Genomic DNA, 13,069 nt, shown 5'->3' on the forward strand with positions numbered 1-13,069 from the left:
ACCGCGAAAAGCCAGTCGTCGATTGGTTGCCGCCCTTTATTTGCATCGTCGCCCGAAGGAAAGACTGAATGGACCGCGTGCGAAATCTTCTGGAACAGATCCGGAACCGCCTCGAAGAATTAAACAAGGCCGAGCGCAAAGTCGCTGAAGTCATCCTGCTCAACCCGCAGCAGGCTACACGCTTCTCGATCGCCGCCCTCGCCCAGGCCGCCTCGGTCAGCGAACCGACGGTCAACCGCTTCTGCCGTTCGTTCGGCGTCAGCGGTTACCCTGAACTTAAATTGCAGTTGGCGCAAAGCCTGGCCAGCGGCGCCGCGTATGTCAGCCGTGCCGTGGAGGCCGATGATAACCCCGAGGCCTACACCCAGAAGATCTTTGGCAGCGCCATTGCGTCCCTGGACAGCGCCTGCCAGGCCCTGGACCCGGCGCTGATCAGCAAGGCGGTGGACTTGTTGATCCAGGCGCGCCAGATCCACTTCTTCGGCCTGGGCGCCTCGGCGCCGGTGGCCATGGATGCGCTGCACAAGTTTTTCCGCTTCAACCTGGCGGTGACCGCTCATGCGGACGTGCTGATGCAGCGCATGATCGCTTCGGTAGCGCATACCGGCGAGCTGTTCGTGATCATTTCCTACACCGGACGCACACGCGAACTGGTGGAAGTGGCGCGTATCGCCAGGGAAAACGGTGCGTCAGTGTTGGGCGTGACCGCCGAAAACTCGCCGCTTGCCAAGGCCAGTACAGTAAGCCTGAACATCCCGTTGCCGGAAGACACCGATATCTACATGCCGATGACTTCTCGGATCATCCAATTGACCGTGCTGGATGTGCTGGCGACCGGCATGACCCTGCGTCGCGGGGTGGATTTCCAGCCGCATTTGCGCAAGATCAAAGAGAGTTTGAATGACAGCCGGTATCCGGTGGGGGATGAGTTCAACTAAGCCTGGACCTGTGTTGGCTGCACTGGCCTCATCGGGAGCAAGCCCCCTCCCACAGTTTGATGTGTGAATACCTTCAAATGTGGGAGCTGGCTTGCCTGCGATAGCGCCATCAGCCACACCGCTAAGCTCCAGCCCGAGCCTGCAGACTCAAATGCGCCCTCTCCCCCGGCGCCAGGCTCGCACCGGCCATCGCCGACTCCACGCACACAAACCCCGACGCCTCGTTAAAGCTCACGCCCAACAGCGGTCGGCTACCTGGATGCCACACCACCGTGTCGGCGCTGTCGCCGGTGTCGATGCACAGTTCACGCTGCCAGGCGTGGTCCTTGAGCTGTAGTTCGCCCTCATGCTGGAACACCCGCTGGCAACCGCCATCGACCCGCAGTTCACCTTCCTGCTGGCAGACCTGACGGTTGAGCTGATCATAACCTTGCGCGCCGTCGAGCCCAGACAGCGCTACCTCGTCAACGTGACCAATACGCCAGTAAGCGTGCAAAGCATGGCTCAACTGGCACGGCAACTCGTCCTGGTGCTCGGTGCTCAGGCGCAGTTCCAGGGTTTCGCCCAAGTGCGCGTGCAAGTCCACCTGCCAGTCGCACAATTGCAATTGCCAGTGCAGGCGCACGCCATCGTCATCGGTGCTGCTGTCGAGCAGCTTCCAGTCAATCAGGCGCGCCCAGCCATGGGACGGCCATGCGTTTTCGCTGGGGTGACGGCCATACCACGGCCAGCACACCGGTACGCCACCACGGATAGCCCCGACTTGCGGCCATTTGGCGGCACACCACAGCCACGGCTTCTGGCCCGTAGGTTGAAAGTGCAGCAATTGCGCACCCTGGCGACTGAACACCGCCTGGCACAGGGGGTGGTCGATCACCAACACATCGCGCATCTGAAAGCGCTCCCAGGCGAACACCGGTCGCTCGCGCAGGGATTTGAAAAAGCGTTGCAGCGGTTGCTCATGCATGTGCACAGGTTCCGAATATCACAGTGCAAGCCAAAAAAAAGCGGATAGCCATGGCTACCCGCAAATGCGCACAGAGAGAGGAGCTTATCGCAACAGCGTTAGAAGGTAGACTGAATTTTCAGGCCGGCGACCAAGGCGTTGTCGACTTGATCCACACCACCTGGGTGGGTGATGTATTGCAGGTTAGGGCGTACGGTCAGCCAATTGGTGACATGGAAGCCGTAGTTGATTTCGTAGTTGTATTCGGTACCTTGCAGCGGCATGTAACCGGCCTGGCTGTAGTCAGTGAAACCACCTGCCGCGTTACGTAGCTCTGCGGTTTTCTTCACGTCATCGTTGACATGGATACGGGCAAAACCGATGCCGATGTCATCCTTTGGACGCGCATCGAACGGGCCCTTGTACACAAACATCAGCGACTGATAGTTGTCGATGAAGTTGGTGTCCTTGTCGTGGAAGGTGACGTTAGCCGCAACGTTCAGACCACGGGAGGCATCACCATTGTGAGTGGTGAGTTGCTGTTGCACCACGCCCCAGTAGCCGCTTTTGCTGTTGCGAACGCGCAGGGCATCGCCAGTGGCGCCAGCGTCGCCGCCGTTGACGTCTTCGCGCACATCATCAGCGTCAGCCGTGCTCTTGTAGTAACCCACGCGGTACTCGCCCGGCAGGCCATTGACCTTCGGCGACCACACCAATTCAACTGGCAACACGGTGCCCTTGGTGCCGCTGCCGCTGAGCTTGAAGCCGTTGCCCATTTCGGTTTGCGATGGGTTCTGGTTGTACGCGCCAATTTGCGCATACAGTTCAGGCGTGATGTGGTATTTCACACGCAGAGCGGCCTGGCTGACGGGCCAGTTGTACCAGATGTTGGTGGCCCAGTTACCCACTTGGGAACCGCAGAACGCCAGGTTCTGGAACTCGCAGGGGAAGGTGTTGAAGTCTTCGCCTTCACCGAAGTAACCGGCTTTGACGTCCAGCTTGCCGTCGAGGAACTGATGCTGGATCCACAGTTGGGTCAGACGCACCATGTGGCCACGGCCATACACTTCCTGCGATGAACTCAAGGTGCCAGCACGCGGGTCACCAACACGGTCGTTGGAGATGTTCTCGCCATTACGATTGGTCAACTGGATCTTGGCCTGGGTGTTATCCCAGCCCCACAGTTTTTGCAGGTCCAGTGCCACGCCAAGACCAAACTGGTCAGAGTAGCGACCGGTCTTGTCGTCGTTATAACCGCCGTGGGCGTTGTAGCCCATCTCCCCAACGTAGTCGGCCTTGATGTCGATACCTTGCTCGATCAGCTTGGTACGCTCACCGCCCCAATCGCCGGTCATCCATTTGGAATCGGCACTGAAGGCTTCATCCGCCATCGCATTGGCGGACAAAACCAGGGCTGCTACCGCTGACAGCTGGCAGATCAGCCGGGTGTTGTTGTGTTGCTTTTTCATCCCTACATCCTCGTCTTTATTGTTATTAAACTGTTTTTATCTAACGCGGGTTACATTTTTTAACTAAAACAACTGGTTATCTTCTTTTTCCTGTGGGAACCGGGCTTGCCCGCGATGCAGGCGCCTCGGTCCTGCAGTTACAACGCGGTGACGCCATCGCGGGCAAGCCCGGCTCCCACAGATGCCCCCCGTGAGCCAGCAGTCCCCAATCGCTCACCGGTCTTGGCGTCAAACAGCAACACCTTGGCCGGGTCGAATTGCAGCGTCAGTGTCTCACCCACCTGCGGCGCGACGTCCGGCGCCAAACGGCAGCAGACCTTGGTGTCGTTGAGCTGCACAAACACCAGCGTGTCCGGGCCGGTCGGCTCGGTCACCTGCACTTCGGCACGAATACTCGACGAGCCATTGCCCTCGCCCGCCGCCAGCACGATCTGCTCCGGGCGCAGGCCGAGGATCACATCGCGGTCTTCAAGCCCGGCGTCATTCATGCTCAGCGGCAACTCGCAACGGGCCTGGCCGCTGTCCAGCAGCGCGACCAGGCGACCGTCCTTGCGTTGCAGGCGCAAAGGCACGAAGTTCATCGGTGGTGAACCGATAAAGCTTGCCACAAACAGGTTGGCCGGGTCGTTATAGATTTCTTTCGGCGTGCCGAATTGTTGGATGATGCCGTCCTTCATCACCGCCACTTTGTCGCCCAGGGTCATTGCTTCGATCTGGTCGTGGGTGACGTAGACGGTGGTGGTTTTCAGACGCTGGTGCATCAGCTTCATTTCGGTGCGCATCTCGACGCGCAATTTGGCGTCGAGGTTGGACAGCGGTTCGTCGAACAGGTAGATCTTCGGCCGGCGCGCCAGCGCTCGGCCCATGGCCACACGCTGCTGCTGGCCACCGGACAGTTGGCCCGGCTTGCGGTTGAGCAGGTGTTCGATCTGCAGCAGCTTGGCCACGCGTGCGACTTCGGCGTCGATGTCGGCTTGCGGCATCTTGCGAATCTTCAGGCCGAACTCGATGTTCTCGCGCACGCTCATGGTCGGGTACAGCGCATAGGACTGGAACACCATGGCGATGTCGCGGTCCTTGGGGCTCATGCCGCTCACGTCTTGATCACCGATCATGATCGCGCCGCCGGTGATGGTCTCAAGGCCGGCGATGCAGTTCATCAGCGTGGATTTACCACAGCCAGACGGGCCAACCAGGATGAGGAACTCGCCTTCCTTGATCGACAGTTCGATGTTCTTCAAGGTGTCGGGCAGGCCGGCGCCGTAGGTTTTGTTTACATTGCGAAGTTCAAGCGTAGCCATGATTACCCCTTGACCGCGCCGGCCGTGAGGCCGCGCACGAAATACTTGCCTGCGATCACATAGACCAGCAGGGTCGGCAGCCCGGCGATCATCGCCGCCGCCATATCCACGTTATATTCCTTGGCCCCGGTGCTGGTGTTGACCAGGTTGTTCAGCGCCACCGTGATGGGCTGCGAGTCGCCACTGGAGAACACCACGCCGAACAGGAAGTCGTTCCAGATCTGCGTGAACTGCCAGATCAGGCAGACCATGATGATCGGCGTCGACATCGGCAGAATGATCTGCCGGAAGATGGTGAAGAAACCCGCACCGTCCAGGCGTGCCGCCTTGATCAGCGCATCCGGGATGCTTACGTAGTAGTTACGGAAGAACAGCGTGGTGAACGCCAGGCCGTAGACCACGTGGATAAACACCAGGCCGGTGGTGGTGCTCGCCAGGCCCATCTTGCCGAGGGTGAACGACGCGGGCAGCAGCACGGTCTGGAACGGCAGGAAGCAGCCGAACAGCAACAATCCAAAGAACAGTTGCGAACCTCGGAAGCGCCAGAACGACAACACATAGCCATTCAAGGCCCCGATGGCGGTGGAAATCAGCACGGCTGGAACGGTGATCTTGATCGAGTTCCAGAAGTAACCATCCACAGTGGCCCAGGCCTTGACCCAGCCGATGCCACTGACCACGGTCGGCCAGCTCAGCAGGTTGCCGCTGCTGATGTCTTCGGGAGTCTTGAAGCTGGTGAGCAGCATCACCACCAGCGGCACCAGGTACAGCAGCACGGCGAGGATCAGCACCGCATAGATCGCGATACGACTCAGGCTGATGGCGGGTTTGGAGGCGAGACTAGTCATTACGTTTGGTCCTCAGCTCGGAGTAGAGGTACGGCACGATGATCGCGAGGATCGCACCGAGCATCAGGATTGCACTGGCCGAGCCCATGCCCATCTGGCCACGGCTGAAGGTGAACGAGTACATGAACATCGCCGGCAGATCGGACGAATAGCCCGGGCCACCCGCGGTCATCGCCGCCACCAGGTCGAAGCTCTTGATCGCAATGTGCGCCAGGATCATCACTGCACTGAAGAACACCGGACGCAGGCTTGGCAGCACCACGCTCCAATAGATGCGCGGCAGGCTGGCACCGTCGATCTGGGCGGCGCGGATGATCGATTGATCAACCCCACGCAGGCCAGCCAGGAACATCGCCATGATAAAGCCCGAGGCTTGCCACACAGCGGCGATCACCAGGCAGTAGACCACGCGGTCGGGGTCGATCAGCCAGTCGAGACGGAAGCCTTCCCAGCCCCAATCCCGCAGAAGTTTGTCCAGGCCCATGCCCGGGTTGAGCAGCCATTTCCAGGCGGTACCGGTGACGATCATCGAAAGCGCCATCGGGTACAGGTAAATGGTGCGGATAAAGCCTTCGCGGCGGATTTTCTGGTCGAGGAAAATCGCCAGCAGCACACCGATCACCAGGGTGATGCCGATGAACATGCCGCCGAATACGGCCAGGTTCTTGCTCGCCACCCACCAACGGTCGTTGTCGAACAAACGCTCATACTGAGCCAGGCCCGCCCACTTGTAGCTGGGCAGGAACGTGGAAGTGGTGAACGACAGCACGAACGTCCACAGGATGTAGCCGTAAAAGCCTACCAGCACGATGAACATGCTCGGCGCCAGCACCAGTTTGGGTAGCCAGCGTTGCAGCACATCGAACGGCGAGGCCTTGCTGAACACAGCAACAGAACTCATGGGAAAATCCACTACAGGGAAAAAGGACTACAAGGTGAGTCTCTTGTCGAACGCGGTTTGTGTGGAAGCTGGCTCGCCTGCGATGGCATCACCGCGGTGTCACCGGTACACCGAGTTGTCTGCATCGCGGGCAAGCCCGGCTCCCACAAAAATCCGCTACCAAGTGTTACTTGGCCGACTTGATCGCAGCACCCAGCTTCTTGGCGGTGTCGGCCGGGTCGGCTTTCGGGTCGTTGATGTAGTTGGTCACTACGTCAAAGAACGCACCTTGCACCGCCAGGGTAGTGGCCATGTTGTGCGCCATGCTTGGCTGCAGGCCGCCGGTCTTGGCGTCGGTCAGGAAGTCCTTGGCGGCGGTCTGGGCGCAGGAGTCGAAGCCGTAGGAATCCATCTTGGTCAGCATGTCGTTACGCACAGGGATCGAGCCCTTGTTGATGCTGAACACTTTCTGGAAGTTTTCACCCAGCACGACTTTGGCGATGTCCTGCTGGCCAGCAGCAGTGCCTTTGTCTTTCTGCTTGAACACCGCCAGGGAGTCGATGTTGTAGGTGAAGGCTTTGTCGGTGCCAGGGAACGCTACGCACTCGTAGTCCTTGCCAGCGACTTTCTTGGCGGCAGTCCACTCGGACTTGGCCCAGTCACCCATGATCTGCATACCGGCCTTGCCGTTGATGACCTTGCCGGCTTCGAGGTTCCAGTCCTGGCCTTTGCCGTCCACGTCCATGTAGGTCGCGACTTTCTTCAGCTCGGTGAGTGCCTTGACCATTTCCGGGCCGGTCAGCGCGCCGTTATCCAGGTCGACCAGGGCTTTCTTGTAGCCATCAGCCCCCATGACCGAGAGCACTACCGCTTCGAAAACGGTGCTGTCCTGCCAAGGCTGGCCGCCGTGGGCAAGCGCAATGAAGCCTGCAGCTTTGAGCTTGTCGCCGGCTGCGTAGAATTCTTCGAGGGTGGTTGGGTTCTTGGTGATACCGGCTTTCTTGAAGACTTCCGGGTTGATCCACAGCCAGTTCACGCGGTGAATATTCACCGGTACGGCTACGTAGTCACCGTCGTACTTCACGGTATCGGAGACTTTCTTGTCGAGCAGGGAATCCCACTTTTCTTCTTTGGCGACGTCTTTGAGCACGTCTGTGTCGAGCAGGCCAGTGGACGCCCATTCCTGGATGTCGGGGCCTTTGATCTGGGCTACGCCCGGTGGGTTGCCGGCAACTGCACGGCTTTTCAGCACGGTCATGGCCGTGGCGCCACCGCCACCTGCAACGGCACCGTCTTTCCAGGTGAAGCCGTCTTTCTCAACTTGGGCCTTCAGGACATCCACAGCTGCTTTTTCACCGCCGGAGGTCCACCAATGCACCACTTCCACCGTACCTTTGGAGTCGGCGGCAAATGCACTGAGGGGAAACAACGAGGCAATGGAAATAGCAACGGCGAGGCGATTAATCGCGTTCATCTGAGTACCTTTTCTTGTTGTTATGCATGCAAGTCTAGAGCTTGCGCTGCACGGAGTTTAAACAGGGATTTTCCAGGCGCAGGTAACAAAGGGACGCACAAATGTCACCACTTGGTGACATAACGTCCGCTGCCCAATGCACTGGCCAGGCTGGGTGCCAAGGGTACCGCAGGCAGCACGACCGCTTGCCAGGCATGGTACAGATCAGGTTTGCCGCCCCAGATTTTGCTGCTGGGTTGGTTATGCGGGCTGAGTTCGTGGTGCCAACTGCCATGAAACCGGTCGATGAAGTGGGTTTCGCAAAACTCCCAGATGCGTCGGTACCAGATCTCGTAGTGCAGTTCACCCGTACGTTTGAGCAGTGCCTGAGCAGCGGCGCTGGCTTCTGCGTGGGTCCAGTGCAAGCGCTCGCGTACAACCGGGCGCCGACTCCAATCCAACGTGTAGACAATGCCCGGTGCACCATCCACGGCCCAGGCATATTCACAGGCGCTGGCAAACAGCCCTTTGGCGTCGTCAACCAACCAAGCCGGCGTATCCAGCCCGGCCTGCAGGCGCGCAGCTTCCAGGTGCAGTAGCAGCCGCGCCCATTCGAAACCGTGCCCGGGGGTGATGCCGTAGGGGCGAAACCCATCAGCGGGGTTATCTTCGTTGTAGCCCAGTAGAGGTTTCCACTGCGCATCAAAGTGCTCGATCACCATGAACTGGTTGCTGGCGGCGTGGGTGTGGATCACCCGCTCGACGATGCGCAGCGCACGGTCCAGCCAACGGCTGTCAGCGGTGACATCGGCCAGGGCCAGGAAGGCTTCGGTGGCGTGCATGTTGCTGTTGGCGCCGCGATAGCCTTCGACACCACTCCAGTCCCGGGCGAAAGATTCAAGCATGACGCCCTCCTCCTCGCTCCAGAAGAACTGGTCGATGATATGGATGGCGTCGTTCAACAAGGTTTGCGCACCCGGCGCGCCAGCCACCACCGCAGAGCTGGCGGCCAGGGCCACGAATGCATGCAGGTACGCTGCTTTGCCGGTGTTGCCATCCAGGGCTTGGGGCGCGGCGAACCAGCCACCGTGCTCACTGTCGCGCAGCGGGCCGCTGAGAGCCGTCACGCCATGCGCCACCAGCTCGGCATAACCGGGCAGCCCCATCGCATGGGCCATGGCGAAGCTGTGGGTCATACGGGCGGTGTTCATGGTTTCGGCGCGGGCATCGGCGGGCAACTGGCCTTTATCGTCGAGGTTGCCGAACCCGTCCGGCAGGCGCGATGCCTTGGCGAACGCCAACAGGCGCTGGCCTTCAGCGGCGAGCCAGGCGTGGTGGGCAGGTGCGTTCAGCCAACTGCTGGCAGGCAGTGGATGGGTGGTCATGGGTGGCCCTTATTGTTTTTTGTGGGATGACCGGAGTCTAAACAAGGGCGCGGTAGGGGCAAGTAACGAAGGGGAGAAGAAATGTCACTATCTGGTGACAATCAATCTCCAAGTGAAAATCCAAAATGTGGGAGGGGGCTTGCTCCCTCCTACATTTAGATCTCATTCAAAGGCCATAACTTCGTTCATTGACCCAGCGGTGTGGCCGCAGCAGGCGCATTGAGGCGCTGGTTCAGATTCTGCACCTGGCTCTGCAAGGTGGTGATATTGCGCGTGGTCTGGATGCGGAACACATCAAACTCCTTGTTGGTCGGCGCATCGACGTTGGCAGGCTGGTTTTCCTGGGCACTCTTGAGTACCAGCAAATCCTGCTCAAGACGGGCGATGGCGGCGCCTGGATTGCCCTGCTTCTTCAAGGCAGCCACATCAGTGGACAAGTCCTTGATCTCACCTTGGGCCGCCTTGAGGCTGGCGACAGCGTCGGTCAGGGCCTGCACCTGGCCTTGCAGCTTGGCATTGGCAGCCGTCAGTTCGGTGGTACTGGCGCTCATCTGGGCCAGGCGACTATCCAGCTCGGTGGCTTGGCCGGCGACGCCCAACTGTTGCTTGCCCTGCTCCTGCAACTGGGCTTGCAACTGCTTGATCTGCAATTTCAGCGCCTCGCTGCCGTTGTTCACGCTGGCTTCGCTGGCCACGACCTTGCCGGAAATATCCTGCAGGCGCCCCGCCGCTTCCTCGCTGATGCGGGCGAAGCTTTCCTGGGTGGCGACCAGTTGCTGGCCCATCAGGGAAATCTGCTGGAAGCTCCACCAGGCCAGGCCGGCGAAGGCAATCAGCAATGCGCCTACCAACGCCCACAACGGGCCGGTGCTGGCACTTTTAACTTTGACCACTGGTGTGGTTCGCGAGCGCACCGAAGTGGCGGCAGTCGGCACGAAATCATCGTCGTCCCCGAGGTCTGCCCGCAGGCTGGGCACGTTGTCGAAGTCGTCTTTTGCATCGTTACGCATGAATCTACCTTGAATCAATGAGGTGGCTGCTCAGAGGCCGAGCGGCGCAAGTATAAACCGTGCTCCAGACGCATAGGTCGACACGGTCCGGCGAATTCGGTTCCCGATGTGTTGCTGGTTATGAACTTACTTGAGGCCCGGATCCTGGGCTTTCCACCAACTGCAGAACTCATCGAGCGCGGCCCACAGGGTGACCTTGGGGTCGTAGTCCAGATAATGCCTGGCACGGCTGATGTCGAGGGTGAAATCTTTGTTCATCACCTGCATGCCCAAACGCGATAACGAAGGCTCCGGCCGCCCCGGCCACATCGCACAGAACGCCTCATTCAAGGCCGCCACGCTGTAGGACAAACCGTAAGACCGATAACGGGTCACTTGGGGCAGCTCCATTTGCCGCATCACATAATTGACCACATCCCATATAGGCACCGGTGCGCCGTTGCTGATGTTGTACGCCTTGCCCAGCGCCGAGCCGGGTGCGAGCAGGCTGCTGAGCAGCGCTTCATTGAGGTTGTGCACGCTGGTGAAGTCGACCTTGTTCAGGCCGTCGCCGACAATGGCCAGGCGGTTCTTGCGCTGCATCTTCAACAGCCGCGGGAAGATGCTCATGTCGCCGGCACCGGTGACAAAACGCGGGCGCAACGCCAACACCTCAAGACCGAACTCCTGGGCACCGAAGACCTTCTGCTCGGCCAGGTATTTGGTGGCGGCATAAGGATGCTTGAAACGTTTGGGCACCTGCTCTTCGGTGATGCCTGAATGGTCGCGGCCGTCGAAGTAGATCGACGGCGACGACAGGTGCACCAGGCGCCCCACGCGCTGCTTGAGGCAGGCTTCGACCACATTTTCAGTCACCAGCACATTGCCTTGGTGAAAGTCCTGATACTTGCCCCACAACCCGACGGCGCCGGCGCAATGCACCACGGCTTCAACGTCGCGGCACAGGTCACGCACCAGGTCGGCATCATTCAAGTCACCCTGGATAAACTCGGCACCGCGCCGAACCAGGTGTTCGACACCCTCGGCGCGTCGCCCGTTGACCCGCACATCCAGGCCCTGTTCAAGGGCAAAACGCGCAAAGCGCCCGCCGATGAAGCCGCTTGCGCCGGTGACCAGAATTTTCATGTAGTACTCCGTGTTCTTTCGTTTTTCATCGCTGTGGCCTTGACGCCCGCCATCACTTCAACGGCACCAACCAGTGGCCACAAACCTGGGCCAGATGGTCGGTCAACAAGCCCAACAGTTGCCCGCCACTGCGCCAATGATGCCAGTACAGCGGCACATCGATGGGCTTATCTGGCAATAACTCCACCAATACGCCGGTTTCCATCTGGTCGCGCACCTGTAACTCGGGCACCAGGCCCCACCCAAGACCGGCTTCCGTCAGGCGAATAAAACCTTCGGACGACGGGCATAGATGGTGCTCAAAACCTCCGTTCACCCCGAGGGAAGCCAGGTAACGGTGTTGCAGGAAATCATCCGGGCCGAACACCAGCGCCGGCGTGCGCGCCAATTGATCGGCGCGCACGCCCGCCGGGAAATGCCGGGCAATAAACGCCGGGCTGGCCAGCGCCCGATAACGCATGGCGCCCAGTAACAGGCTGCGAGCACCAGCCACCGGGCGCTCGCTGGCACAGATACACGCCGCAACCTCACCGGCGCGCATACGCTTGAGGCCCACAGTCTGGTCTTCGACCACCAGGTCCAGCAGCAAGTGCTGTTCGGCGCAGAAGTCGCTGATGGCCTCGGCCCACCATGTGGCCAGGCTGTCGGCATTCAGGGCGATGCGCAAGCGCTCGGGCATACCCTCCTCGTCCAGCGCCGGCACCTGGCTTTGCAGGTCACGCTCCAGCAAACGCACCTGTTGCACATGGTTGAGCAGGCGTCGGCCGATGTCGGTCGGGGTTGGGGGCGAGGCCCGTACCAGCACCGGCTGCCCGATACGCGCCTCCAGCAGTTTGATGCGCTGGGAGATCGCCGACTGCGACAGCCCCAGCACCTGGGCACCGCGCTCGAAGCCGGCTTGTTCCACCACCGCCGCCAGGGCGGAAAGCAACTTATAGTCGAACATCAGTTTTCCTAATGAGCGATCAGCAATATTGGTTTTTCTTATACAGGTCCGACCCGCACCATAGCCAGCATCGTTTAAGCATCAACAAGGATCCTTCAGTATGTGGCAGAGCTATATGAACGGCTTGCTGGTGGCCCTCGGGCTGATCATGGCAATCGGCACCCAGAACGCGTTCGTCCTCGCGCAAAGCCTGCGCCGCGAGCATCACTTGCCCGTCGCGGCCTTGTGCGTGATCTGCGATGCGCTGCTGGTGGCCGCCGGGGTGTTCGGCCTGGCCACCGTGCTGGCCCAGAGCCCGATACTGCTTGCGGTGGCACGCTGGGGCGGCGCAGCGTTCCTGCTGTGGTATGGCGCATGTGCGCTACGCCGGGCCTGTTCGAAACAAAGCCTGGATCAGGATGCCACTCTCAAGACCCGCTCATTGCGCGCGGTCCTGTTGAGCGCGCTGGCGGTGACCCTGCTAAATCCCCATGTGTACCTGGACACCGTGCTGCTGATCGGTTCCCTGGGCGCGCAACAAACGCAGCCGGGGGCTTACGTGGCCGGTGCCGCCAGCGCTTCGCTCCTGTGGTTCACCACCCTGGCACTCGGCGCGGCGTGGCTGGCACCCTGGCTGGCACGCCCCGCCACCTGGCGCCTGCTGGACTTGCTGGTGGCGGTGATGATGTTCTCGGTGGCCTACCAATTGATCAGCGCCTGACCAATAGTTGAAAACGCGCTGGAACCTCTATCCCACACAGTTGTTGCGTGGTTATGCCGCACCCCCGG

General features: G+C 60.2%; 12 protein-coding genes. 2 read left to right on the forward strand and 10 right to left on the reverse strand.

Going from position 1 to position 13,069, the window contains the following annotated elements; translation table 11 throughout:
* The first annotated feature begins 77 nt into the window (after positions 1 to 77).
* Complete coding sequence (locus tag E4O97_RS22210; protein WP_169856377.1) at positions 78 to 938, forward strand: MurR/RpiR family transcriptional regulator; 861 nt, start codon at positions 78 to 80, stop codon at positions 936 to 938.
* Between the two features lie 121 nt (positions 939 to 1,059).
* Here the strand turns inward: E4O97_RS22210 and E4O97_RS22215 are convergent, their stop codons facing one another.
* The 10 genes from E4O97_RS22215 to E4O97_RS22260 all read right to left on the reverse strand — a co-directional run bounded on the left by E4O97_RS22215 (position 1,060) and on the right by E4O97_RS22260 (position 12,301).
* Positions 1,060 to 1,905: a D-hexose-6-phosphate mutarotase gene (locus E4O97_RS22215; RefSeq protein ID WP_005790774.1), complete on the reverse strand. Its 846-nt coding sequence runs from the start codon at positions 1,903 to 1,905 to the stop codon at positions 1,060 to 1,062.
* Between the two features lie 98 nt (positions 1,906 to 2,003).
* Positions 2,004 to 3,353 carry a carbohydrate porin gene (locus tag E4O97_RS22220; protein WP_078822158.1) on the reverse strand — a complete coding sequence of 450 codons (1,350 nt, stop codon included), beginning with the start codon at positions 3,351 to 3,353 and terminating at the stop codon, positions 2,004 to 2,006.
* A 137-nt stretch (positions 3,354 to 3,490) separates the two neighbouring features.
* Positions 3,491 to 4,654 carry a sn-glycerol-3-phosphate ABC transporter ATP-binding protein UgpC gene (ugpC, locus tag E4O97_RS22225; protein WP_078822159.1) on the reverse strand — a complete coding sequence of 388 codons (1,164 nt, stop codon included), beginning with the start codon at positions 4,652 to 4,654 and terminating at the stop codon, positions 3,491 to 3,493.
* A gap of 2 nt (positions 4,655 to 4,656) precedes the next feature.
* Positions 4,657 to 5,502, reverse strand: coding sequence for a carbohydrate ABC transporter permease (locus tag E4O97_RS22230; RefSeq protein ID WP_005790778.1), 846 nt, complete (start codon positions 5,500 to 5,502; stop codon positions 4,657 to 4,659).
* The gene (locus E4O97_RS22235) at positions 5,495 to 6,403 is read right to left on the reverse strand and encodes a sugar ABC transporter permease (RefSeq protein ID WP_248092668.1); all 909 of its coding nucleotides are present in this window, start codon (positions 6,401 to 6,403) and stop codon (positions 5,495 to 5,497) included. The genes E4O97_RS22230 and E4O97_RS22235 overlap by 8 nt, the downstream gene beginning before the upstream one ends.
* Positions 6,404 to 6,569: 166 nt before the next feature.
* A complete protein-coding gene (locus tag E4O97_RS22240) occupies positions 6,570 to 7,856 on the reverse strand; it encodes an ABC transporter substrate-binding protein (RefSeq protein WP_032879756.1) in 1,287 nt (428 codons plus the stop codon).
* 104 nt (positions 7,857 to 7,960) lie between these two features.
* Positions 7,961 to 9,220: an AGE family epimerase/isomerase gene (locus E4O97_RS22245; RefSeq protein ID WP_248162267.1), complete on the reverse strand. Its 1,260-nt coding sequence runs from the start codon at positions 9,218 to 9,220 to the stop codon at positions 7,961 to 7,963.
* A 185-nt stretch (positions 9,221 to 9,405) separates the two neighbouring features.
* Complete coding sequence (locus E4O97_RS22250; RefSeq protein WP_032879754.1) at positions 9,406 to 10,230, reverse strand: ATPase; 825 nt, start codon at positions 10,228 to 10,230, stop codon at positions 9,406 to 9,408.
* Positions 10,231 to 10,356: 126 nt separating this feature from the next.
* Complete coding sequence (locus E4O97_RS22255; RefSeq protein ID WP_032879753.1) at positions 10,357 to 11,355, reverse strand: NAD-dependent epimerase/dehydratase family protein; 999 nt, start codon at positions 11,353 to 11,355, stop codon at positions 10,357 to 10,359.
* 52 nt (positions 11,356 to 11,407) lie between these two features.
* Entirely contained in the window at positions 11,408 to 12,301 is an 894-nt protein-coding gene (locus E4O97_RS22260) for a LysR family transcriptional regulator ArgP (protein ID WP_032879751.1), read from the reverse strand.
* Positions 12,302 to 12,401: 100 nt separating this feature from the next.
* On the opposite strand from E4O97_RS22260, the gene E4O97_RS22265 reads away from it, so the two are divergent.
* Positions 12,402 to 13,001 (forward strand): LysE/ArgO family amino acid transporter, encoded by a 600-nt coding sequence (locus E4O97_RS22265; RefSeq protein ID WP_216092015.1) that lies wholly within the window; start codon positions 12,402 to 12,404, stop codon positions 12,999 to 13,001.
* Positions 13,002 to 13,069: the final 68 nt, after the last annotated feature.

The sequence above is a fragment of the Pseudomonas sp. W15Feb34 genome (assembly GCF_023127765.1).
GTDB lineage: Bacteria > Pseudomonadota > Gammaproteobacteria > Pseudomonadales > Pseudomonadaceae > Aquipseudomonas > Aquipseudomonas synxantha_A.

Bases quoted from the DNA above. Each gene is read 5' to 3' on its own strand.
- E4O97_RS22260 (WP_032879751.1), bottom strand. From the start codon at position 12,301: ATGTTCGACTATAAGTTGCTTTCCGCCCTGGCGGCGGTGGTGGAACAA.
- E4O97_RS22235 (WP_248092668.1), bottom strand. From the start codon at position 6,403: ATGAGTTCTGTTGCTGTGTTCAGCAAGGCCTCGCCGTTCGATGTGCTG.
- E4O97_RS22255 (WP_032879753.1), bottom strand. From the start codon at position 11,355: ATGAAAATTCTGGTCACCGGCGCAAGCGGCTTCATCGGCGGGCGCTTT.
- E4O97_RS22240 (WP_032879756.1), bottom strand. From the start codon at position 7,856: ATGAACGCGATTAATCGCCTCGCCGTTGCTATTTCCATTGCCTCGTTG.
- E4O97_RS22250 (WP_032879754.1), bottom strand. From the start codon at position 10,230: ATGCGTAACGATGCAAAAGACGACTTCGACAACGTGCCCAGCCTGCGG.
- E4O97_RS22265 (WP_216092015.1), top strand. From the start codon at position 12,402: ATGTGGCAGAGCTATATGAACGGCTTGCTGGTGGCCCTCGGGCTGATC.
- E4O97_RS22230 (WP_005790778.1), bottom strand. From the start codon at position 5,502: ATGACTAGTCTCGCCTCCAAACCCGCCATCAGCCTGAGTCGTATCGCG.
- E4O97_RS22220 (WP_078822158.1), bottom strand. From the start codon at position 3,353: ATGAAAAAGCAACACAACAACACCCGGCTGATCTGCCAGCTGTCAGCG.
- E4O97_RS22215 (WP_005790774.1), bottom strand. From the start codon at position 1,905: ATGCATGAGCAACCGCTGCAACGCTTTTTCAAATCCCTGCGCGAGCGA.
- ugpC (WP_078822159.1), bottom strand. From the start codon at position 4,654: ATGGCTACGCTTGAACTTCGCAATGTAAACAAAACCTACGGCGCCGGC.
- E4O97_RS22245 (WP_248162267.1), bottom strand. From the start codon at position 9,220: ATGACCACCCATCCACTGCCTGCCAGCAGTTGGCTGAACGCACCTGCC.